Origin of the sequence: Planktothricoides sp. SR001 (genome assembly GCF_001276715.1) — a bacterium.
Classification (GTDB): domain Bacteria; phylum Cyanobacteriota; class Cyanobacteriia; order Cyanobacteriales; family Laspinemataceae; genus Planktothricoides; species Planktothricoides raciborskii.
Genome location: NZ_LIUQ01000027.1, coordinates 63,076 through 85,558 on the forward strand (window position 1 = coordinate 63,076; position 22,483 = coordinate 85,558).

A 22,483-nucleotide genomic window follows, 5' to 3' on the forward strand; every position below is an offset into this window, starting at 1 on the left:
AATTTTTCCCCTGGGCAAAAAAACCCCCCAGGGGAAACCTAGGGGGGAGCCATCAGGGTGCATTTATATATAAGATTTCGACTCTACTCTGCCCTAATCCGGAAATTTGGCAAAAGTTGAAAAAAATTTTTCCCCTGGGCAAAAAATCTGACTCCCAACCGATCGCCTCCCTAGGCTAAATCCCCGAAATAGCCGGTTTTCCAATGAGTCCTGGGGATTCATTGGAACTTGTAAATCCCTGCGATCGCAACTAAACTGAAATTTTCCTAGAGTAAAGGAGATCGTGATGGCTTGGTTAAAAGCTTTGGCTGAAGATGCCCTAAAGACCGGAGGACGACAAGTGGTAGAAGTTGCCCAACGCAAAATTCTGCTGCTTAACCATGAGGGTCAAGTCTATGCGATCGCCAATCAATGTCCTCATTTAAAATTGCCCATGAACAAAGGCAAAATCACTGATGGTGCGATCGTCTGTCCTTGGCACCGCAGTGCCTTTGACCTTTGCAGCGGCGAAGTCAAAGACTGGACACCCTTTCCCCCGGTCGTAGGCAAAGTCATGGCAATGGTTTCCGCAGAAAAAACCCTGCCGGTTTTTCCCACTCGTATAGAAGACGGCAGTATTTGGGTTGATGTCGAATAAATTTCTGGCTTCTACTGCCCAATCATTGATTCATTGATTCGGAAACATCTCATATTTCGCGATCGACGGGTAGGGGCTTTCGCATTCGGGCAAAGGATTTATGAGCAAAAAGCCCAAAATTTTTACCCGTAGGCTGAAAGCCTTCTCGAAGAGTATGCGAAAGCCCTTACAGATAAAAGACGATATAAAAGACGCATATTCTAACCTCCAAGGCGCGATATTGCATCCGCAACGCCGAAGCGCGATCGCCTACTTCCGTCTTATAAAAGATAAAATAAACATAAGTTATCAAAAAATATCAAAAATTAACCCAATCAAAAATGATTACCTCAGAACCGATTATTTTAAACCTAAAAACCGTCAACCTAAGCGACGAGCAATTTTATCAACTCTGCCAAATCAATGAAAATTGGCGACTAGAACAAACTGCCCAAGGAGAATTAATCATCATGCCCCCAGTTGGAGGAATTAGCGGGAACCGAGAATCGGATTTAAACGGGTTTCTTTGGCTGTGGAACCGTCAAACACAACTCGGAAAAGTGTTTAGTTCATCCACAATTTTCATCTTACCCAATGGGGGTAAACGCTCCCCGGATGTGGCTTGGGTTGCCAACTCTCGCTGGTCAGCCCTTACCGTGGAACAACAAGAAAAATTTGTGCCAATTTGTCCTGATTTTGTCATAGAATTAAGGTCGCAGACTGACTCATTAAACCAACGGCAAGAAAAAATGCAGGAATATCTCAATAGTGGTTTACAATTAGGTTGGTTAATCGACCCGCAAAACCAACAAGTAGAAATTTACCGACCAAATCAACCCAGAGAAATCGTTAAACTGCCCACCACTTTATCTGGGGAAAATATCTTACCGGAATTTACTTTAGAATTGCCGGTTTTTTGAGCATAAATCAAAAAAATGTAGCCGGAATGCCAAAGCCATTACAGATAAAAGATGCATCTTATAAACTGATATACGCGATCGCCTACTTCCGTCTTATAAACGCTAAAATAAACAAAAATGCAAAATTATTCTCAAAAGCGCCCCTTTTTAAGGGCGGTTGGGGGGATCGATCCGGTATGAAATCGAGAATTGTCTAATAAACACAAATTATCAAAAATTAGCCCAATCAAAAATGATTACCTCAGAACCGATTATTTTAAACCTAAAAACCGTCAACCTAAGCGACGAGCAATTTTATCAACTCTGCCAAATCAATGAAAATTGGCGACTAGAACAAACTGCCCAAGGAGAATTAATCATCATGCCCCCAGTTGGAGGAATTAGCGGGAACCGAGAATCGGATTTAAACGGGTTTCTTTGGCTGTGGAACCGTCAAACACAACTCGGAAAAGTGTTTAGTTCATCCACAATTTTCATCTTACCCAATGGGGGTAAACGCTCCCCGGATGTGGCTTGGGTTGCCAACTCTCGCTGGTCAGCCCTCACCCTGGAACAACAAGAAAAATTTGTGCCAATTTGTCCTGATTTTGTCATAGAATTAAGGTCGCGGACTGACTCATTAAACCAACGGCAAGAAAAAATGCAGGAATATCTCAATAGTGGTTTACAATTAGGGTGGTTAATCGACCCACAAAACCAACAAGTAGAAATTTATCGACCAAATCAACCCAGAGAAATCGTTAAACTGCCCACCACTTTATCTGGGGAAAATATCTTACCGGAATTTACGCTAGAATTGCCGGTTTTTTGAAATCAATTCTTCAGTAATTTGGTATGATACCCTGCTACTCTTCGGGATCTACTCCTAAAGTAATTGTAGGGTGGGCAGCGGCGATCGCGCTTAATTTAAGAAGACCATTTTTATAGCTGCCCACCTCCTACATAATTAATGGTGGGCAGCTATGAAAATTTATTGGTTTGGATCATAAATTGTCAAATGCTGCCCACCCTACAAAAATACTACAAAAATACAAAATTGCTAAACTTCCGGTTCTACCCCTAAAGCCCGTAATTGGGCAGCAAGGCGATTCGCTCTTTGTCTTTCCTGCTCGGCTCGTTGTCGTTCCTGCTGAGTGGATTCCTGACTGGTTAACAATATGTCACCGTCAGCGTCCCACCACCGCAGCCAGGGAAACAGTTGGTTTTGGTATTCTCCCTGCCAAATCCCTAACTCTACCTTTAAGGGTTCAATGGGATAATGACCACGGCTATTAGGAGTCATTTTTTGATAGCGACCATTGACTAAGTGATACATCTCGATCTGGGCTTTATTGACCTCATAAATTCCATAAAAAGGAATTTGAATGGCTCTTTCATATACCCAAAATTTACCCTTAATAGGAGTTTTATCCCGTTCTTCTTCGCCATTACCAGAGACAAATTCTAAGGCAATGACAGGCTCGATGGTTTCCTTCCACATAACAAAGGAACGGCGAACTTGACCATCAATGGTAGGAGGGACATGGGGAACATAGAACCAATCGGGAGCAATAGCCCCCTTTTCTGGAGATTCTGGCGGCTCTGGTAATCGCCAATAAATACCACAATCTCGACCAATACAATAGTTACCATCGGGATGTAATTGCTCTAAAAGAGGAGTAATAGAGTCGGTTAAGAGATCACCCTGGGGAGGTTCTTGGTAATTTTTCACAAAATCTCCGTTTTGATCTGGTAATTGGGTATGGTCGGGTAAAGGGGGAGTCCCATGTACCATTGGGGAGGGTTCCTGAACTGTGGCTGATTGTTGTACAGTTTGGGTAATTGAACTCATCTTTATTCCCCTATTTTTGTTCTCTTATGTTTATTCTCTAGGTTCAATTTTATCGCTTTTGGTTAGAAATTATGCCGGATCTCTATGCCGGATCCCAATGATATTCTCGGACTGATATTCCCGGACTGATTTTCCTGGACTGATTTTCCCCGTCTCTGCTCTGCGATCGCACAGGATATCCGCGTATTAAAAGCATTTTGAGCGAACATTAGACGTGACGCTCGGAATGCTGGGATGTGAAATTAAAGTTCTTTGACCCCGAAAATGGTTTGCGAGCAAAGCGGGTTTTTTTCTTTACGATTGATGTGAGCGATCGCACTCCAGTCACATTAGGAGAAGTGCGTTCTTGGGCTGTTTCTAAATAGAGCATCAGGGGCGATCGCTCCTAGGTCAATCGAATATTTATTTGATATTTTATTTGATCTATTTTACCGGGTACTTTCTGTCACCTCAGTCAGGGAAGATGGCTGAGGTTTTACCTTAATTCCTCGGTACTGAATCTCAAAATTCCTAGTGGTTTCACTCTGTACTTGAGTATGCTGAGGGGAATGGGTTTTTAACACTTGACCGCGATATTTGCCGATAATCATTTCGGCTTTCTTCACCTCTTCATTAGCTGCGATAGCATTTTTCGGCTGCACTTCATAATTAATCCCCCGATAACTCATATTAATTTTGGGGTCTGCTGGGGATAAATCATCCTCAAGCTCCTCGGTTTTCTGCCAAATCCGAATATTACTCAGTAGAACTAGAAGTAACAATAAAAATTGAAACTGCCAAGGTGCGATAACTAAACTAACAATTAAACTCACCACTAAAATTGCCGTAGCGATATAGGCAATTTCGTCCGTTGCGTGCTTCAAAATATAGTAAACAACTAAGGCAAGTCCTAGTGGAATTATAAAATACCAAGCCATAGCGATCGCCTCTTAAAAAATAAATTGGGACTGGGCGATCGCTGTCCCTGATTTTACCTTTTGCCCTCAGCAAACCAGAAAAACCAAGAATAAAGGCGATCGCCCCAAAAAACATCCGGGCAGGCAAAAAAGCCCGCCGCAGACAAACTTAACTAACCATCGCCAAACAGAGCGATTCTTTCAACAAATCAACCTTATCAGTTTTTTCCCACGGCAAATCTAAATCAGTCCGTCCGACGTGACCATAAGCTGCCACATCTTGGAAAAAGCGCCCACCACATTCAACGGGCAAATACTGCAAATTAAACGTCTGAATAATCCCCGCTGGACGCAGTTCAAAATGCTGTTTCACCACTTCCAACAACTTATCCTCATCCACCTTAGCGGTGCCAAAAGTCTCAATCATCATGCTCATCGGTTTTGCCACCCCGATCGCATAACTTAATTGCACCTCGCACTTATCCGCCAAACCAGCGGCCACAATATTTTTCGCCACATATCGGCAAGCATAAGCCGCACTGCGGTCTACCTTCGTGGGGTCTTTCCCGGAAAAAGCGCCCCCACCATGACGGGAATAGCCACCATAAGTATCAATAATAATTTTACGACCTGTCAGCCCCGAATCCCCTTGGGGTCCACCAATCACAAACTTACCCGTGGGGTTCACCAGAAACTTCGTCTCGGCATCCGGTTTAATATCAATATCCGCAAACGCAGGTTGCACCACCGCTGACCAAAGGTCTGCTTTAATCTTCGCCTGCACCGCTGTATTATCGGTCAAATCGCCAATCGTCGCCGTATGCTGGGTCGAAATCAAAATCGTATCAATTCCAACGGGCTTACCATCCTCATAAATCACCGTCACCTGAGTTTTGCCATCGGGACGCAGGTAAGGCAATTCTCCGGTTTTCCGCATCTTGGCCAACTGCCGGGAAATCCGATGGGCCAGGGAAATGGGCATCGGCATCAGTTCCGGGGTTTCATTGCAGGCATAGCCAAACATCAAACCCTGATCTCCGGCCCCGATCGCATCCAACTCTTCCTCGCTTTTTTGTTCGCGGGTTTCCGCCGCCGAGTCAACCCCTTGGGCAATATCAGCGGATTGTTCATCCAGAGCGACTAACACCGAACAGCTATTCGCGGAAAAACCATTGTCCGCATCAGTATAACCAATTTCGGCGATTTTTTTCCGAGCCAGATCCACATAATTGACTTGAGCCTTACTGGTAATTTCCCCAGTAATCAACACCAAGCCCGTATTCACCACCACTTCCGCCGCCACACGGCTTTTCGGATCTTGTGTCAACAAAGCATCAAGAATCGTATCGGAAATCTGGTCACAAATTTTATCAGGATGACCTTCCGTCACTGATTCCGAGGTAAAAAGATATCTACGAGACAAGGATAAATCCTCCAAACTATATAATAAGTAGCCAAAAAGCAATTGACCGATTAACCAAATATCCCCTAAGTAGGATTGCTCAATTATTAAGCTTTCACTGATCGATGTCTATATCTTCCTTATGAAGGATATAGATTTAGCAGATGACTTGAATTTGATCGAGTTGAGCAATCGTCACATCTGCGTCTTGCAAGTCTTTTCCTGCCCGTGAACCTTGACAAATCCCAATACAACCAGCGGCTCCGGCCTGCTTGGCCATTTCCATGTCCAAGGGCGAATCGCCCACCATTAAAATTCTAGACGGTGCCACCCCCAAAGCTTCACAGGCTTTGAGAAACAAAGCGGGATCTGGTTTACTCAGATTCGCATCCACTCCCATTGATAGCTGGATATATGGACTTAACTGGTAATGGGACACAAACTGTTGCACCCGTTGCGTTGTGTCCGCTGAAAGAATGCCCAACTTCAACCCAGCCTCTGCGAGTAACTTTAGAAGTTCCAAACAGCCGACAAACAAAGGAGGCTGGGCATCTTTTGCGAACATTTGATCCGCTTCCGCAAAAGCCTGACGCGCAATCTTCAAAGATTCTAGCCAGCCTCGACCTGTTTCGGCAATATAAGCCGCTGCCGCAATTTCATTGTCCCTTCGGCTACCGACAGCCATCAAGCCATCAGGATCGAGGCGATCGTCTTGGATGCCAAACGCCATCAACAAGGGATCGCCCACACCCGGAATTTGGGCATCGATTAAGCGCGATCGCTTATATCCCAGACTCCGCCAAAAACTAGCCGCATCTACCAGGGTGCCATCTTTATCAAAAATAACTGCTTGAATTTGCTCAAACTTGACATCCCGACACTGAATGATGGTCAAAGCTTTCAACTCCTATCAGCATAATCATCATGCTAAAAAAATCGGATTTGGGATCAAATATCTGATTAACCGTCGGAGGGGTCAACGGCCGTTGACCCCTACACCTGAAACAAAAAAAGAGGGAAATTCCCTCTTTTTGCAGGCCACTTGATAATCGTCCCAAGGGACGATTATTGGCTGCAAATGGTCGTCGGATTGATTTCTACTCTTCGGCGGAGGGAAATTCCTCGATCGCTGTAGTTTCGGCAGTTTCCACCGCATCAGGGACAGAAATCGCTTCAGGAGCTACCGTCACTGATGAAGCCGCACTGGGCTGTGATGCCTCTGGCTGTTGACCTTGTTGAGCCGCCATCATTTGTTCGCGGAACTTAGCCGCCATTTCTTCGGCCTTGTCATAAACAAGCTGACGGTTTTTCACCATATCACCGGCTTCCGGTTCCAGTTGCTTGGTTGACAGAGAAATCCGACCCCGTTCGGCATCTAGATCAATGATCATCACCTTGACTTCATCATTGACATTGAACACACTATGGGGAGTATCAATATGGTCGTGGGAAATTTCTGAAATGTGGAGCAGACCGCTGACACCACCGATATCAATGAACGCACCATAAGGCTTGATGCCTCGAACGGTGCCCACCACGACTTCCCCGACTTCTAAGCGGTTCATCTTGCGCTCAACCAATGCCCGTCTGTGGCTGAGAACCAGACGATTGCGGTCTTCATCCACTTCTAAGAATTTCAAGGGCAATTCTTGTCCTACCAGGTCTTCTTTGGGAGTCCGGGTACTAATGTGGGAACCGGGAATAAAGCCCCGCAAGCCTTCAATGCGAACCAGCGCCCCACCTCGATTTGTGGCAAAAACTTGCGATCGCACCGTAGCATCTTCTGCTTGGAGTTGCCGCACCCGCTCCCAAGCCCGCATATATTCAATGCGTCGGATGCTCAGGGTTAACTGGCCATCTTCGTTTTCATCGGTGAGAATAAAAAATTCACGAGTTTCATTAGACTGCAAAACTTCTTCGGGAGAGTCAACCCGATTGATTGACATCTCTTGAATCGGAATATAAGCAGCAGTTTTAGCACCGATGTCAATCAGAGCGCCCCTCGGCTCCAGACTAAACACTGTACCGGCCACTGTATCGCCAGGGCTAAAGTGATAGTCATACTTATCCAGCAGAGCCGCAAAATCTTCGTGAGTAAAGCCAATATTTCTGGCAATTGTATTCTGATTGACCATGGGATTTTTTTTAGAATGTTCTCCGTATTAATTGTGCGTTTTGTTGATTGATGTTTGGACAATCCCAAAATGAACTGGGAATTTTGGTTATACCGGCTCACGCATCGACTCAATTCTGACTAGAATCAAATCAATAGGAGCGTTTCCTAGACATTATTTCAGGAGTGGCTATCTTGCATCAATACTTCAAGTAAAAAGACAAAACAGTTGCTACTGTTTGCTTTTTACCTAGATCCTAATCGAAAGCGATTAGGTTTTTGGCTTCTATATTCTTGGTGAATTTTATTTATGAGCCGAGCTTCGGTTCCTAAAATTCGCCCTATTCGCCTATAGTTACTTTTACTGGAATGTCGAACACAGCCACTAGAAAGCCTATCTTATGTTGTCCTGATGCTGTGTTCAAGCCTATCCACTTTTTCTGGAAATAAACTTTTCCAAAAAAATAGACAGACTTGTTAGTAATTAACCTGAATAAGAAGTTGATTATCAGACTTCGGTTCCAGCAATTGTTTTATCCCTGCGCTTTTTCAGAAGCGATCGCTTTCCTTAACTCAGGATTTGGCTGAATGTACACCAGGAGGCTGACCAGTGGGATCCATCCCCTTAGATTTGGTCAGGGAACACAGACAATCTGAATCTTTGCTCACAGAAATCATTAATTGGTGTGAGCCAAGCAGAGCGAGAACCCAGGGTTTCTATGCTCGATGAATCAAGTTATCTAGCTGTATGCTGCTAAAGCGCATTAATTCTAGCATCCGAATTCGGTTGCTAGAAATTTTTTTTGCTCATACCCAGGCGGTGGCAAAGCCAAATTAAAAATGCTTGGACTATATGCCATCGGAATGGGGGGTCTATGGAGAGAATCTGCTCTCTGAAATTTCAGTGGAGCAAGTCAAAGGCTGGGGATCTATGCCCTTGCAGTAGTTGCATCAGGCTTGAAGTCTAGTCTTTGACTTGATAGATTTTCACCCAGATTAGATATTATAACCTGGAAAGACATCCCTGAGTATAGGCGAAAAAAATGGCGATCGGCAACCACCTAAACCACCTTTCATTGCTGACCTCTGGTTCTAACCATTGGCAGATCGGCCGTAATGAAGATCGAGGCTGGTTAAGGATCGGAGAAATTATCGGGAATTGAGGGTCAGATCGTCCTCACAAGGCAGGACATCTAGGGCATCTAGGACATCTGAATTTGTCTGTGGGGGTTGAGTCAGTGTCTCAGAGCTATCTTGCTGCCTCTGGAGATGATTTAAGGTCTCGATAAAATCCCGAATACCTTGAAATTTTCTATAAACTGAGGCAAATCGGACATAAGCGACCTCATTGAGTTGTGCTAATTGAGCCAGAACGATCTCACCAATTTCACTGCTACTGACTTCTCTCATCACCGCTTGTTGAAGTTGTGCTTCAATATCATCGACGAGAGCTTCAATCTTGGCCGCACCGACACCAGTTTTTTCGCAAGCCCGAACAATACCCCGTAATAACTTAGAGCGATCGAAAGACTCCCGATAGCCATTTCTTTTGATCACTGTCACGGGTACAAATTCAATTCTTTCATAAGTGGTAAAACGACGTTTGCACTCTAGACATTCTCGCCGTCGGCGGATACTTTGACAAGATTCTGCGGCTCGTGATTCTAGAACCCGACTGTCTGTATGTTGACAAAATGGACAGCGCATAATTTTTGTCCTCTGGTCAAAACGGGCTGAGTGTGGAATCCATGATGGATTGGTTGCTGAGTGATTTGCCGATCGCTCCTGGGAGGAGATAACCGTTGCCTGGAGCGATCGCTGGCAGGCGGTGAGGTTTTGAGGGTTTTGCTCTCTGATGAGTGATTTTTGCTTTTAGCAATTCGTGTTAGAAATTATTTTAGGCAAAAAAACGCATATTTTTTGGTGCGATCGGGAAATATTTTTTCAGGTTCTATCCTTCTCAACATCAAAAAGGATCAACAAAACAGTTACAAAGGCTGGAAATCGCCAGTTTTTTGGCTAATCAATTAAACAAAAAATTCTGAGCCAACCTCCGACCCGCAGGCTCAGGCATCTGCGATCGCCTGAAAGCGAGTTAATATGGGGGTGGCTCAGTCAAAAAAGCACTCAAGGTTTTACCTGTGACTACTTTTCGATTCTTGGAGGCTCACGAAAGGCGATCGCAAAAAACAGAACTCCCAGAGCCAAAGTCAGCATTAAGATGTAAGCGACGCTTTGCATAATGTCAAAACTTCCCAATAATTGCTTTTACATTAGTTTACCAAGAATGTATGAAAAAGGTCTAACAAACTCTAAACACGCAGAATAGAATGCTTGTCAGACCTTTTTCCCAAAAAATCATCAGCCCATAAAGAACAATTAAGCTTTTGGCTGAGTCCGCGTGGTCTTGTCACCAACTTTGGCAAACAGACCCCACTCCACTTGCTCTTCCAAATCTGCTTCCACACCGGCAAACACATCCCGGAAAATAGTCCGAGAACCATGCCAGATGTGACCGAAGAAGAACAACAGAGCAAAACAGGCGTGTCCAAAAGTAAACCAACCGCGAGTGCTGGTACGGAACACCCCATCAGAACCGAGAGTTTCTCGGTCAAACTCAAAAGGTTCGCCCAATTGAGCCTTACGAGCGTACTGTTTCACTACGGCTGGATCGGTAAATGTTTGACCATCCAACTCACCACCATAGAAAGAAACTTTCACGCCGGTTTGCTCAAAGCTATACTTAGATTCTGCACGGCGGAAAGGAATATCAGCCCGCACAATGCCATCAGCGTCCACTAAGACCACTGGGAAAGTTTCAAAGAAGTTGGGCAGACGGCGCACGAACAACTCGCGACCTTCATTATCCGTGAACGCAGGATGACCTAGCCAACCTTGAGCTAGTCCATCACCATTGTTCATCGGGCCTACCCGGAACAAACCACCCTTGGCAGGGTTATTGCCGATATAGTCATAAAAAGCCAGTTTTTCGGGAATTGCAGCCCAGGCTTCAGATTGGCTCTTACCTTCGGCCAAACTCGCTTGCACGCGACGCTGAATTTCTTGCTGATAATAGCCACTATCCCACTGATAACGGGTCGGTCCAAACAGTTCGACTGGGGTAGCAGCGGAGCCATACCACATGGTTCCAGCGACGACGAAAGCTGCGAAAAATACAGCGGCAATACTGCTAGAGAGAACCGTTTCAATGTTCCCCATCCGCAGGGCTTTGTAAAGTCTTTCTGGGGGACGAACCGTTAAGTGGAAAATTCCGGCGATAATTCCCACAATACCCGCAGCGATGTGGTGAGCCACGATCCCACCGGGATTGAAGGGGTTAAAGCCATCGGGTCCCCACTCTGGAGCCACAGGTTGGACATGACCTGTCAAACCATAAGGGTCAGAAATCCACATTCCTGGCCCGAACAGACCAGTCAGGTGGAAAGCACCGAAGCCAAAGCAAAGCAGACCAGATAAGAACAAGTGAATGCCAAACATTTTTGGCAAGTCTAAGGCAGGTTCACCAGTTCTCGGATCGGTGAAAAGTTCCAAATCCCAGTAAACCCAGTGCCAAACTGCGGCTAAGAACAGCAAGCCAGACAGCACAATGTGAGCACCGGCAACACCTTCAAAGCTCCACAGACCAACATCGGAGACGGATTCTCCGGTAATGCTCCAACCCCGCCAGGAATCAGTGACCCCCAAACGAGCCATGAAGGGCATGACAAACATACCTTGTCGCCACATGGGGTTGAGAACGGGATCGCTTGGATCGAAAATGGCGAGTTCATAGAGGGCCATAGAGCCAGCCCAGCCTGCCACAAGGGCAGTATGCATCAGGTGTACAGCAATCAGACGGCCTGGATCATTCAGCACGACTGTATGTACTCGATACCACGGTAGTCCCATTGACTCCGTTTCCTCCTCAATGTGAGATTTTTACTTTTACGCTTTTTCAGCTTTTTATTAATATTTCCTAAGCCTACTAGCAAGAGCGGCTAATCTCCTGCTGATCGGTTAGGGAAGGTTAACGGCTGCCTTCCATCAAATATGATCGGCATTTAAAGAAGTGTATCGATTGTGGGAAACAATTGCAAGCACTCTGAGATAGTCAATTTAGATTAATTGGCGATTTGCCGGATCCTAGATGCCCCAATTTAGCCCATCCGGGTTATCTGCGCCGATCTCGACCTATTTCACAAGTGGCTTGTAAAGTACACAGCCACTCGATCACTTGATCTGAGTTCATTAACCGTTTAATCAGCACTTGGCCGATACTACTTTCTTTGGGAACCAACTCAGGGAGCGGTTTAACTTCGAGCATCAATACAGCGTCTTCTACCCGGTAAAGCCACATCTTCTCCCCTTGCTCGATAATCGCCAGATTCATTTTCTCAATTTCTGGTTCGCGCCGCCAAGCTAAAGCGTTCCATAGTCCGCCAACTCCCCAGACCCGTCCAACAGTCCAACCTTCGGTTAAGAAAAAATATTTCACGGTTCCCTATCCATGTGAATGACATATAGACATATAGATCAACTTGGCTGGCCTGAGTTGAGGCCAATGTAGCAAAAAATACACAATTTTTCTCTGGCCGCCAAGCTTTGCCCAGATTTAATCTGACTAGATCCTATGCTTTCCAGGGTTGCCTTTGAGCCAAAAAGCTGCACACATCAAGGAGAAAAAACCAAAAATACGGTGACAAAAATTACCAGATCAAGTTACCAGATCAAGTTACCAGATACTTGAGTAAGTAGTTGAACATCATTTAAAACCTTTGACACCTACTTATTTGTTTCAATTCTATGACTTAATCTTTTGTCATAATCTAACATATCGCTCTGCTTTTGCTAAAATCAGATATAATGGTTTTTTGGTGTATATCGCTTTTTTTTCTAAAAATTTTAATTAACAAAAGTTAATTTTTGCCTAATTCAGTAAGATTAGCTGTTTGACTAATTAGTAATATTTTTTATTTTTTTATTTATATTAATTAAATGTTTTAGTAATCGCTGATAATTGCAGCACCAAAAAATGTTTTTATTTACAGGAAAAAATAATGAATCAAAAGTTCAATATATCGGCCATTAATGTTCCAACAGGTTCATTAACAATATTTCCGATAAATCTCATTTACGGTGAAATTCAATTACTATTGTCTGCTGCCAAATTACAAGGAAGCCAAAAATATTCTGGCAATTGTAGAACAACTAACCCGGTTATTAAATTCAGTGATTTCCGGCCAATATGAGTGAGTTAATTGCGCTGGTTAGCGATTGATTCTGTTGCTACTAAACTTAGTAATTAAGGGAATGTATGTTTAAACGCATAAAAATCGAATTTATTAGTCTGGTATTTTGCTTTATTCTCTGTGCAGAATTGTTGCTTAAGCAATATCGCTTAGAGGTTGGGGTTAGTGATGCCAGATTGACTTATAACGATCTCAGGATCGGTGCTGAGTATATAGCTTTGAATATACTCTACTTAATATGGTTGCGAAAGGCAAAACTCAATGATCAACAAGACTCGACAATAGGATCTAGGGTCAAGTTCGTCCAAGCGATCGCTCCTTCTTCCATATTTTTGCTGCTTGCATTTATCTCTTACCCAAATACTAAGACCGATATATATACATATCTACATTCAGGTTTAATGATTTTGAATGGAATCAATCCATACATTGTTCCTGCCGGAGACTTTTACTCTCAAGTATCTCCATATTTTTCCTGGCTTCAAACCTCGACTTACGACCCAATTTCTCAATTTTTATTTGTCATATCAGCCTTATTCACAACCATTAATATTAGTTTAGGAATATATATATTTAAGTTTTTATGTTTGATATTTCATGTGCTTAACGCTTGATTGATATGGAATTTACTGAAAGAGGATTATTTGAAAAAAATTATAGTAATTGCTTATTTGGTCAATCCTATATTACTTTTTGAACAAGTGAGTCAGGCTCACATTGATGTTTTTCTGTGTAGGTCTTTGATTCTACTTATCCTTAGCATTAATTTTCAGTATTTGTTTCTATCAGTTATGCTAATTTGGGTGGGTATTCTCACTAAAACTATACCAATTATTTGGATGCCCCTAATGTTCTTCTATTTAAGTAGTAAGAAAAAATACAATACTCTTATACTCTCTTTCCTGGCCTCGATCGCTGTCATTTGTATTGTAAGTTTTGTCTGTCTGGGGTCTTTAGATGCCTGGTCAAGCTTAACTAACCCTGGTGTTTCGTTCAGAACGAATAGATCCTTACACATATTTTTGATAACTATATTTAGGAATATTACCAATATCCTTCCAAGCTTTTTGAGTGGAGAATACGCATATCGAGTTTATCTATTATCTAAATGGATAAGTTATATGGCCTATATTTTATACTATGCTGCAACTTTGTACGGAATGTATTGGGGAATTAGAAAAAAAAGCGATTCAGAGATTCATCTAATATTAACGATAGGATGGACATCTTTACTCCTTTTCTTGTTTGCCACACCCGGGAATCCATCCTGGTACGTTACAATTCTGATTCCGATCGCATTCCTGGTTTTTCCGATCAAAGATTCCGATGTGCAACGATTTGTGAATACTAGCTTAATTTTTTGCCTGAGTAGTTATACTTATTATTTGTTCACATTGAAGGGAAGCTCTGATTTTTTACTGGGTGTTGATGGCTTGATTGCCTTTATACCAACGACAATTTACTTAATTCTACCAAAAACGTCTAAGGAATTAAAATGAATAAACAGCAAACCAATTCACTTCTTGATGTTCCCTCTAGTTCATTACAGATTTTGTCACACAATACAAGAGCAAATGAAAGTCAATTATTATTATCTTTAGTGCTGCCAACTTACAAGGAAGCGAAAAATATTCCGGCAATTGTAGAACAAATAACCCGGTTATTAAATTCAGTCATTCCTGGCCAATATGAGTTAATTGTGGTGGATGATAATAGTCCAGATAAAACCTGGGAAATTGCCCAATCTATCATGGGAGAATATCCTCAATTACGAGTCATGCGTCGGCGAGATGAACGGGGACTTTCTACGGCGGTGATTCGCGGTTGGCAAGTAGCAAATGGAGAAATTTTTGGCGTAATTGATGCGGATTTGCAACATCCTCCAGAAGTGTTATTACAAATGTTGGCCATTATCAAAGAACAAGCTGATGTGGATTTGGTGGTGGCTTCTCGCCATGTAGAAGGGGGTGGGGTGAGTGATTGGAGTTTGATTCGCCGTTTTTTATCACGAGGAGCTCAGACATTAGGGTTAATTATTTTGCCCGGAGTGGTGGGGCGGGTTTCTGACCCCATGAGTGGTTATTTTATGGTGCGTCGCCAAGCCCTGGTTGGTAAAACCATGAATCCTCTGGGTTACAAAATTTTGATTGAAACCCTGGGACGGGGAGATATCGGCAAAGTGGCAGAAGTGGGCTATGTGTTTCAAGAACGCTTAGAGGGCGAAAGTAAGGTGACATGGAAACAGTATGTCGATTATTTGCGCCACTTGGTGCGTTTACGGTTAGATTTATGGCGGATTGGCCGTTTTTTGCGGTTTGGCATTGTGGGTTTTTCTGGGGTGTTTGTGGATATGGCGGTGCTTTATTTATTAAGTGACCCGACTACTTTGGCCTGGGGATTGACTCGCAGTAAAATTATTGCGGCGGAAGCGGCAATTGTGAATAATTTTTTGTGGAATGATGCCTGGACTTTTGCCGATATGTCCATTCATCAACGGGGTTGGAAGAAGCGATTTAAGCGGTTTTTGAAGTTTAATTTGGTCTGCTTAGGAGGAGTCGGATTAAATATTGTGTTGTTGAATGTGATGTTTAATTTGTTAGGGTTTAATTCGTTTCGCGCAGGTCGCTATGTGGCGAATTTTATTGCGATCGCAATTGTCACGCTTTGGAATTTCTGGCTAAACCTGAAACTTAGTTGGCGAGTGACAGAAGTAGATCGATAAATTGGTTTTTGATTGTTGGGTAAAGATTCTTTGATTGTTGATTGTTGTTTGTTGGGTAGGGATTCTTTGAGTGTTGAGTGTTGATTGTTGATTGTTGATTTTTGGCAAATGGCGAAAAGTAATAAAAAACAACAAAAAATAAACAACAAACAACAAAATAATCCCTACCCAACAACAATCAACCAACAACAATCAACAAATAAAAACTATTCACGAATTTCTCCTTCGGGAACACTGAAAGCCGAAAGACCAGCGATCGCCCGTAAATTTTGACAGCGAATCAGTTCGGTAAAACTTAAGCTGGGTCGCCCTTCAATTTTGGCCACTATTTGAATTGATTCAAGCAAATATTGGGCGGCTTCGGCTTCGCTGTAGCCCCGCCGTTGGGCGACTTGAAGTGCTGCTTCATCGGCCAATAACTCCGATTGGGAACTGCGTTGATTGCGCCAAATTTGAGAAACAGCTAGTCCGGTTAGACTCCCGGCAATGACGATACCGACGGCATCCACTTGCACCATTTCTAACAAAGTTCCTAAGACCCCGGCTGCCACTAATCCTTGATAAATATCGATTTTGAACCATTGGATATTCAACTGCCAACAAACGGTTCTTAACATTAATAAATCTCGCTGACTTTGAGATAATCGCGCCCAAAGGTCAAAATTAACTAAAATCAATCTGGGTTTATCCCAAGGTTTGGGAAATGGACTCGAAATTACCGTGGGTTGTTGGGGCTGGCTTTGAATTTTTGTCAGCATCCGTCCGCTGGCAGGCATGATATCGAGTAAGCGGTAAGTTTCAATCGCTGGATCCATAATGAGTTAATTCTCAGACTTTGGGCAATATCTCTGAAAATAAAATACGATAACTTGTAACCTGGGTATTGTAGACCGCTTAAATCCACTGCGGCATTCACCGAATGCTAAAGCCGGGGGCTATTTGATTTCTCTGCTTTTCCGCAGGCTTTGCAGCGATCGCCACCCCAGAAAATCCGTGGCGACTTTTGATTTGATCAAAAAGGCTAAATTCAAAAGCCACCCCTGTGATGCCAAATCATTAACTTTAATATTGTCACCTAATTGTCACCTATAGTATTGTCACCTATGGATGCTTTTGCGCCAATTCCTCCCGAATGGACGAAAGAGGCTGTTCACGCTTATCAGTTTTGTTGTCCGACTTGCTACGCTAGTTCTTTGGAAGCCACCCAAGTTTGGATTAACCGGCGATCGCCCGTTTATACCCCAGAAAATCGCCGCAAGTGGCAGGAGTTTTATCAGTGTAAATGTGGCTGCGCTTGGTGGGCTTGGAGTAGCGATCGCCCCCCGTCTAATTTGGGCGATCGGGAAGTTGCAGATAATCCCATAGATCATCCAGATGATTTGGTTTAAATTAAGGAGCAACATTATGGCCAACCCAAATATTAATCTTCCTTATTTCGATCTCCTGTTTGAAGAATTTGGCAAACAAAACCCAGAGGCATTAGAAGCATTTGGCCGTCATGTTCACTGGGGATATTGGGATTATCCCGCTGCTGCCGATGGTTCGATCTCCGACTTTGCCAAAGCCGCAGAACGTCTGTCTCGTCGGGTTTGTGATGCCGGAAAAGTCGGCAATGGAAAGCGAATTCTTGACTGTGGTTGTGGATTTGGCGGCACTATCGCCAGCCTAAATGAACGCTTTTCTGATCTGGAATTAGTCGGATTAAATATCGACGAACGTCAACTCGAACGCGCCCGAGAACAAGTACAACCGCAAAATAACAATCAAATTCAATTTGTCCAAGGCAATGCCTGTGAACTGCCCTTTGAGGATAATTCATTTGATGTGGTTACAGCGGTAGAGTGCATTTTTCATTTTCCTAGCCGAGAGCAATTTTTCCGAGAAGCACGAAGAGTCCTTAAGCCCGGTGGCCAACTGGCGATTAGCGACTTTGTTCAAGCAGAAACTTTTATGCCTGTACTCAAATTTATGGGCAATTTTATCCCATTTGACATAGACTTTACTTACGGAAAAGTGGACAGTAATATTAGCTTGATTGACTATCAAAATTTAGCCAAAACCACTCAATTTATCAGCAAAATTGAGGATGATATTACCGTAAATACTCTGCCAACTTATCCCATAGTCAGAAAACTCCTGCATGATGGCAAGCTCAAGAAAGGCGAAAATGTCACCTTGGCAACTGAGTGGTTATCTCGGTTGGGAATTTTGCGCTATTTAATTTTGTCTTTTCAAGTCTCTTAAAGCATATTTTTGCCTCATGGGGTTTGGACAATCTAGAAACTTAGACTAATTCTAGAATATCTTCTCGTCTGCATTTTTCTGTATCTGAGTAAATTTACCTAAATGTTACACCCAAATTTTACTCAGATATCTGGTTCAATTAAATCTTAATTAATTGCTAAAATCAACCCTGATCAAGACGATGCAAACCTTCAGAATCAACTGCCAGAAATTAGACATCATTCAAATCAATGGGTATTGGGTATCACTGGATTAACCTTAGTCCTATTGCTTGTGCTTTTAGCTAGATTAAGTGAATTGTTCATTACCAGCTTAATCACTATTTAAGTGTATTTAATTCTCCATCGTCAATTTTTATTATAAGTAGCGGTGCAGCAGCGAACTAACAAAAATTTACAAATCAGTGAACAACTGGCAGCAGCAATCCGGGAACAGCAAAAAGCAGAGAAACTTTTAGCGGCATATAATCAGACTTTAGAGCAGGAGGTGATGCAGCGAACTGAAGAACTGATTGATTCTAATAAAAGACTGGAACTGGCTAAGGAAAAAGCGGAAATAGCCAGCCAATATAAGAGCAATTTCATTGCCAATATGAGCCATGAGTTCCGCACCCCAATGAATGCCATTCTTGGGTTTTGTGAATTGCTGAAAAATAGCCCACTTGAAAATAAGTCAAAAAGCTATGTTGAGGCGATCGCCTCTAGTGGCAAACTGCTCCTGGCTTTGATTAATGATATCCTAGACTTGTCGAAAATTGAATCCGGGAAACTAGATGTCAGTTATGAACCCGTTGACATCAGGATGGTGATTCAAGAAATTGAACAAATTTTCTCTCACCCCGCGAGTCAAAAAAATTTGTTACTTTTTAGTGAGATTGACGAAAAGCTTCCTCAGAACCTTTATTTTGATGAGGTACGGCCGCGTCAAATACTTTTTAATGTTGTCGGTAATGCTCTCAAATTTACCGAAGAGGGTTTTATTAAAATTTCTCTCAGCACCAAATAAAAAACCCATAGTTTTCCAGAGAGTGAGTCATCCTTGAATGAGTGCTTACCAGGTTCGGAAATCATCAATCAATCTGCTTTACAAGTCGTCAGTTTAACCCTGAGCATAGAAGATACGGGAATCGGGATTAGCCCTCAAGATCAATTGCATATTTTTGATGCTTTTCCCCAAGGCAATAGACAGAGTAAACGTAAGTATAGTGGTACAGGTTTAGGATTAGCAATTACCAAACGACTTACAGAAATTTTGGGGGGAACCATTGAACTCGAAAGTGAGTTAAATTCTGGTTCTATTTTTACGTTTAAGTTTCCTAATGTGAGGGTGTTTGATTCCGCGATCGCTGAGAGTAAATTGCCGATCGCGATCGAGCCAAATTTAGATCCAGTTCAATCCAGCGTCAAGCCTGACCGAGAGCCAAACAATTCTATTATAGATATAGATCGAGCCAGCGATCGCCTGAATCCTGAAATGATGCAGTCACCAGTGCCATTAATCAATGAGGCAGCATTTCGGGAATTAATGGATCAACTGGACATAGAACAAACACATATTTGGCCAGAATTATGTCAAAAAATGAAATTTAGAGAATTACAAGCATTTTCCGATCGCTTAAACCAGTGGGCAGAGAAATATCCTTTAGGGGATTTGTTAAACTATGCCAATCAGGTGGCAAATCAACTAGAACCATTTGATTGGGATCAATTACCCGATACTATCGCTCAATTTACGGAAATTATTGAATCTATAGAAGCCAAATTTAATCAAAAATAACTGATATCATCAATCGCCGATAAAAATATGGTAATCGTACAGCAATCTCAGAGAAAAGTTTTGGTTTGTATTAATCGAACTTGTCGGAAGCAAGGGGCAGAAAAAGTGTTACAAGCGTTTCAACAAATGCCTATAGAAAATGCGATCGCCGAGGGGACGGGTTGCCTGGGACAATGTGGCAATGGTCCGATGGTATTGGTGGAACCAGAACAAGTTTGGTATTGCCAAGTTAGACCCGAAGAAGTTCCAGCGGTGGTCGAACGACATTTAAAAGGAAATCAACCGATTAAAGGGATGCTTTATCGCAAGTTTCACCCAAGGGAATAGGCAGCTTTTTGGGGTGTAGGGTGTAGGGTGTGGGGTGTGGGGTGCAGAGGAGCTTCTGGTGCGGGGGAGCAGGGGAGAAGAGGAGGAAAGAGGATAGAGGAAAGAGGATAGAGGAAAATTCTCTTCTCTCTATCCTCTTTTCTCTTTTCTCTCTTCGCGGGGGAGCGGGGGAAAATAATTAACAATTGCCAATAGTTAGGCACCGTATCTTATAATGACTATATTACCAAAAAATGCTGAATTGTCAATAGTTTTTATAATTTTTTTGATTTTACAAAGATATGTGAAAATAACATTTTGCGGAAAATTAATCTCTTTGCCGGTGATAAGTGGGGATTAAGTTAATCTCTATTATTGGGTTTGATAATTTGGTTTTTATAATTACTTATATTGCTTATGATTATTATCGATAAATTATTATGGAAAACCATTGAGCCAACGATCGCGATCGACTCTGTCCCTTATGGCCTAGGCCGAGACGCGATCGCATCTCTAAACCATACTGGATAAGGTTTTCCCTAATGTACTACCAATCAGTTTCCGCCACAATGAAAAAAATTTAAATAAAAAGTAAAAAACAGAGATAATATTTTCACAGTTCTTTCACCGGCCCATGTTTGGGCTCAACTTCCACTGCAATGCTTACTGATTCATTTCCTTGGTTAACCACCACATTTGCCCTGCCCTTCCTGGCAGCATTCCTGGTGCCAATCATCCCCGATCGCGATGGAAAAGTGCTGCGTTGGTATGCCTTGTCAGTGGCGATCGCCGACTTGGTACTAATTTGCGTACTCTTTTGGCAAAAATACGACCCACAACTCGCCACCTTTCAAATCACCGAAAAATTCACCTGGATTCCCCAACTAGGCATCAGTTGGGCGGTGTCCGTCGATGGAATGTCCATGCCCTTGGTACTTCTCGCGGCATTTGTCACCACCCTTTCCCTGCTTTCCGCATGGCAACTAGATCGCAAACCTAGGATGTTCTACTTCCTAATGCTGGTCTTATACGCGGCGCAAATCGGCGTATTCATCTCCCAAGACCTGCTGCTATTTTTCATCATGTGGGAACTGGAACTCGTCCCGGTTTACTTGCTGGTCTGCATTTGGGGTGGCCCGAAACGGCAATACGCCGCCACGAAATTCTTACTCTACACTGCCGCTGCTTCCATCTTCATCTTAGTGGCAGCCTTCGCCCTAGCCTTCGCCGGTCCAGGTCCAATCACCTTTGATATTGCCGAACTCGGCTTAAAAGACTTCCCCCTAGCCTTGGAACTGCCGCTATATGCGGGATTACTCTTTGCCTTTGGGGTCAAACTCGCTGCCCTACCTTTCCATACTTGGCTACCGGATGCCCACGGGGAAGCATCTGCCCCAGTGTCCATGATTTTGGCCGGAGTTTTGCTGAAAATGGGCGCTTATGGCATCATGCGCTTAAACATGGGATTAATGCCCGATGCTCATATTTACTTTGCCCCGGTATTAGTCACCCTGGGTGTCATTAATATTATCTACGGTGCCTTAGCTTCCTTTGCCCAAACCAACATGAAACGGCGATTAGCTTATTCATCGGTTTCGCACATGGGCTTTGTGCTGATTGGCATTGCCTCCTTCACCGATATCGGCGTCAATGGGGCAATGTTGCAAATGATTTCCCACGGTCTAATTGCCTCAGTCTTGTTCTTCCTGACCGGCGTTACTTACGATCGCACCCAAACTATGACCATGAAAGATATGGGTAGCATCGGAATGTTTATGCCCAAAGTTTTCGCCCTTTATACCGCTGGGGCAATGGCTTCTATTGCTTTACCCGGAATGAGTGGCTTTGCCAGTGAAGTGGCAGTATTTATTGGCATTGCTACCAGTGAATTTTATAGTGTGGCTTTCCGATTTGCGATCGTCTTCTTAGGCGCGGTGGGAGTCATTCTCACCCCGATTTATTTATTATCAATGGTTCGGGAAGTGTTCTACGGTTCTTTTTACGGATCGAAAGAAGTGCCGGCTTGTGACCTCACCGACCCAGAGTTACGAGAAGACTTTATCATCAACCAAGCAGCGGTCTGCTTTGGAACTAATTGTATCTTACCGGGAGAAGCGCAGTTTTTAGATGCCCGTCCTCGTGAAGTAGCGATCGCCCTGAGTTTTTTGGTGTTAATTATTGCCTTGGGCTGTTATCCCAAGATTGCCATGCAAGCTTATGACACCACCACGGTAGCCATTAATCAAGAAGTGATTAACGCTTATGGTCATGTTCGACAGTCTCAAACCGTCGGCATGAACTTACCCTAAAAACCTAAAAACCCGGTTTCTCTATTTATTTTTACCCCAGAAACCGGGTTTCTATGACAATCTCTGCATCCTCACCGAAATATGGTTAAGAAACCCGGT

At 43.2% G+C, this 22,483-nt stretch carries 21 protein-coding genes and 1 pseudogene; 11 read left to right on the forward strand and 11 right to left on the reverse strand.

Annotated features, from left to right (window positions below; translation table 11 throughout):
• Positions 1-286 precede the first annotated feature (286 nt).
• The gene (locus AM228_RS16475; RefSeq protein ID WP_054467203.1) at positions 287-637 is read left to right on the forward strand and encodes a Rieske (2Fe-2S) protein; all 351 of its coding nucleotides are present in this window, start codon (positions 287-289) and stop codon (positions 635-637) included.
• Between the two features lie 166 nt (positions 638-803).
• On the opposite strand, the gene AM228_RS36230 is transcribed toward AM228_RS16475, so the two are convergent.
• Positions 804-929, reverse strand: coding sequence for a hypothetical protein (locus AM228_RS36230; RefSeq protein WP_255353210.1), 126 nt, complete (start codon positions 927-929; stop codon positions 804-806).
• Positions 930-957: 28 nt separating this feature from the next.
• On the opposite strand from AM228_RS36230, the gene AM228_RS16480 reads away from it, so the two are divergent.
• Together AM228_RS16480 and AM228_RS16490 are read left to right on the forward strand one after the other, a co-directional pair.
• Positions 958-1,536 (forward strand): Uma2 family endonuclease, encoded by a 579-nt coding sequence (locus AM228_RS16480; RefSeq protein WP_054467205.1) that lies wholly within the window; start codon positions 958-960, stop codon positions 1,534-1,536.
• 232 nt (positions 1,537-1,768) lie between these two features.
• Positions 1,769-2,347 (forward strand): Uma2 family endonuclease, encoded by a 579-nt coding sequence (locus AM228_RS16490; RefSeq protein ID WP_054467207.1) that lies wholly within the window; start codon positions 1,769-1,771, stop codon positions 2,345-2,347.
• Between the two features lie 228 nt (positions 2,348-2,575).
• On the opposite strand, the gene AM228_RS16495 is transcribed toward AM228_RS16490, so the two are convergent.
• Positions 2,576-3,310: a Uma2 family endonuclease gene (locus AM228_RS16495; RefSeq protein WP_197285326.1), complete on the reverse strand. Its 735-nt coding sequence runs from the start codon at positions 3,308-3,310 to the stop codon at positions 2,576-2,578.
• 278 nt (positions 3,311-3,588) lie between these two features.
• On the opposite strand from AM228_RS16495, the pseudogene AM228_RS34320 reads away from it, so the two are divergent.
• A pseudogene (locus tag AM228_RS34320) lies at positions 3,589-3,732 on the forward strand (hypothetical protein); the annotation flags it as partial.
• A 63-nt stretch (positions 3,733-3,795) separates the two neighbouring features.
• Here the strand turns inward: AM228_RS34320 and AM228_RS16500 are convergent.
• The 8 genes from AM228_RS16500 to AM228_RS16530 all read right to left on the reverse strand — a co-directional run bounded on the left by AM228_RS16500 (position 3,796) and on the right by AM228_RS16530 (position 12,273).
• The gene (locus AM228_RS16500) at positions 3,796-4,284 is read right to left on the reverse strand and encodes a DUF4278 domain-containing protein (RefSeq protein ID WP_054467210.1); all 489 of its coding nucleotides are present in this window, start codon (positions 4,282-4,284) and stop codon (positions 3,796-3,798) included.
• 148 nt (positions 4,285-4,432) lie between these two features.
• Positions 4,433-5,686 (reverse strand): methionine adenosyltransferase, encoded by a 1,254-nt coding sequence (gene metK / locus AM228_RS16505; RefSeq protein ID WP_054467249.1) that lies wholly within the window; start codon positions 5,684-5,686, stop codon positions 4,433-4,435.
• A gap of 136 nt (positions 5,687-5,822) precedes the next feature.
• Positions 5,823-6,560 (reverse strand): HAD family hydrolase, encoded by a 738-nt coding sequence (locus tag AM228_RS16510; protein WP_054467212.1) that lies wholly within the window; start codon positions 6,558-6,560, stop codon positions 5,823-5,825.
• A 202-nt stretch (positions 6,561-6,762) separates the two neighbouring features.
• Entirely contained in the window at positions 6,763-7,800 is a 1,038-nt protein-coding gene (locus AM228_RS16515) for a 30S ribosomal protein S1 (protein WP_054467214.1), read from the reverse strand.
• A 1,127-nt stretch (positions 7,801-8,927) separates the two neighbouring features.
• On the reverse strand, positions 8,928-9,485 hold the full coding sequence (gene nrdR / locus AM228_RS16520; protein ID WP_054467216.1) for a transcriptional regulator NrdR: 558 nt from the start codon (positions 9,483-9,485) through the stop codon (positions 8,928-8,930).
• Positions 9,486-9,923: 438 nt separating this feature from the next.
• Positions 9,924-10,019, reverse strand: coding sequence for a photosystem II reaction center protein T (locus AM228_RS29770; RefSeq protein WP_072160801.1), 96 nt, complete (start codon positions 10,017-10,019; stop codon positions 9,924-9,926).
• A gap of 138 nt (positions 10,020-10,157) precedes the next feature.
• Positions 10,158-11,687, reverse strand: a complete 1,530-nt coding sequence (gene psbB / locus AM228_RS16525) for a photosystem II chlorophyll-binding protein CP47 (protein ID WP_054467217.1) — start codon at positions 11,685-11,687, stop codon at positions 10,158-10,160.
• Positions 11,688-11,949: 262 nt separating this feature from the next.
• The gene (locus AM228_RS16530) at positions 11,950-12,273 is read right to left on the reverse strand and encodes a hypothetical protein (RefSeq protein WP_054467218.1); all 324 of its coding nucleotides are present in this window, start codon (positions 12,271-12,273) and stop codon (positions 11,950-11,952) included.
• 2,249 nt (positions 12,274-14,522) lie between these two features.
• Here AM228_RS16530 and AM228_RS16545 point away from each other — a divergent pair.
• Positions 14,523-15,749, forward strand: a complete 1,227-nt coding sequence (locus AM228_RS16545; protein ID WP_054467221.1) for a glycosyltransferase — start codon at positions 14,523-14,525, stop codon at positions 15,747-15,749.
• 206 nt (positions 15,750-15,955) lie between these two features.
• Here AM228_RS16545 and AM228_RS16550 read toward each other — a convergent pair whose 3' ends face one another.
• On the reverse strand, positions 15,956-16,564 hold the full coding sequence (locus AM228_RS16550; RefSeq protein WP_054467222.1) for a DUF3318 domain-containing protein: 609 nt from the start codon (positions 16,562-16,564) through the stop codon (positions 15,956-15,958).
• 288 nt (positions 16,565-16,852) lie between these two features.
• Between AM228_RS16550 and AM228_RS16555 the strand changes: the two genes are divergently transcribed.
• The 6 genes from AM228_RS16555 (at position 16,853) to AM228_RS16580 (ending at position 22,384) form a co-directional block, all read left to right on the forward strand.
• Positions 16,853-17,137 carry a hypothetical protein gene (locus AM228_RS16555; RefSeq protein WP_054467225.1) on the forward strand — a complete coding sequence of 95 codons (285 nt, stop codon included), beginning with the start codon at positions 16,853-16,855 and terminating at the stop codon, positions 17,135-17,137.
• A gap of 16 nt (positions 17,138-17,153) precedes the next feature.
• Positions 17,154-17,993, forward strand: a complete 840-nt coding sequence (locus AM228_RS16560; protein WP_054467250.1) for a class I SAM-dependent methyltransferase — start codon at positions 17,154-17,156, stop codon at positions 17,991-17,993.
• Between the two features lie 369 nt (positions 17,994-18,362).
• On the forward strand, positions 18,363-18,998 hold the full coding sequence (locus AM228_RS16565; protein WP_054467227.1) for a two-component sensor histidine kinase: 636 nt from the start codon (positions 18,363-18,365) through the stop codon (positions 18,996-18,998).
• Between the two features lie 33 nt (positions 18,999-19,031).
• Positions 19,032-19,769, forward strand: coding sequence for an ATP-binding protein (locus tag AM228_RS16570; RefSeq protein WP_054467229.1), 738 nt, complete (start codon positions 19,032-19,034; stop codon positions 19,767-19,769).
• 27 nt (positions 19,770-19,796) lie between these two features.
• On the forward strand, positions 19,797-20,096 hold the full coding sequence (locus AM228_RS16575) for a ferredoxin (protein ID WP_054467231.1): 300 nt from the start codon (positions 19,797-19,799) through the stop codon (positions 20,094-20,096).
• A gap of 638 nt (positions 20,097-20,734) precedes the next feature.
• Positions 20,735-22,384, forward strand: a complete 1,650-nt coding sequence (locus AM228_RS16580) for an NAD(P)H-quinone oxidoreductase subunit 4 (RefSeq protein WP_054467233.1) — start codon at positions 20,735-20,737, stop codon at positions 22,382-22,384.
• The last annotated feature ends 99 nt before the right edge of the window (positions 22,385-22,483 follow it).

Excerpts from the sequence above, each read along its gene's own strand:
- AM228_RS16560 (WP_054467250.1), top strand. The coding sequence starts at position 17,154 with ATGGCCAACCCAAATATTAATCTTCCTTATTTCGATCTCCTGTTTGAA.
- AM228_RS16490 (WP_054467207.1), top strand. The coding sequence starts at position 1,769 with ATGATTACCTCAGAACCGATTATTTTAAACCTAAAAACCGTCAACCTA.
- AM228_RS29770 (WP_072160801.1), bottom strand. The coding sequence starts at position 10,019 with ATGCAAAGCGTCGCTTACATCTTAATGCTGACTTTGGCTCTGGGAGTT.
- AM228_RS16550 (WP_054467222.1), bottom strand. The coding sequence starts at position 16,564 with ATGGATCCAGCGATTGAAACTTACCGCTTACTCGATATCATGCCTGCC.
- AM228_RS16500 (WP_054467210.1), bottom strand. The coding sequence starts at position 4,284 with ATGGCTTGGTATTTTATAATTCCACTAGGACTTGCCTTAGTTGTTTAC.
- nrdR (WP_054467216.1), bottom strand. The coding sequence starts at position 9,485 with ATGCGCTGTCCATTTTGTCAACATACAGACAGTCGGGTTCTAGAATCA.
- psbB (WP_054467217.1), bottom strand. The coding sequence starts at position 11,687 with ATGGGACTACCGTGGTATCGAGTACATACAGTCGTGCTGAATGATCCA.
- AM228_RS16555 (WP_054467225.1), top strand. The coding sequence starts at position 16,853 with ATGGATGCTTTTGCGCCAATTCCTCCCGAATGGACGAAAGAGGCTGTT.
- AM228_RS16475 (WP_054467203.1), top strand. The coding sequence starts at position 287 with ATGGCTTGGTTAAAAGCTTTGGCTGAAGATGCCCTAAAGACCGGAGGA.
- AM228_RS16480 (WP_054467205.1), top strand. The coding sequence starts at position 958 with ATGATTACCTCAGAACCGATTATTTTAAACCTAAAAACCGTCAACCTA.
- AM228_RS16575 (WP_054467231.1), top strand. The coding sequence starts at position 19,797 with ATGGTAATCGTACAGCAATCTCAGAGAAAAGTTTTGGTTTGTATTAAT.
- AM228_RS16545 (WP_054467221.1), top strand. The coding sequence starts at position 14,523 with ATGAATAAACAGCAAACCAATTCACTTCTTGATGTTCCCTCTAGTTCA.
- AM228_RS16495 (WP_197285326.1), bottom strand. The coding sequence starts at position 3,310 with ATGGTACATGGGACTCCCCCTTTACCCGACCATACCCAATTACCAGAT.
- AM228_RS16515 (WP_054467214.1), bottom strand. The coding sequence starts at position 7,800 with ATGGTCAATCAGAATACAATTGCCAGAAATATTGGCTTTACTCACGAA.
- AM228_RS16580 (WP_054467233.1), top strand. The coding sequence starts at position 20,735 with ATGCTTACTGATTCATTTCCTTGGTTAACCACCACATTTGCCCTGCCC.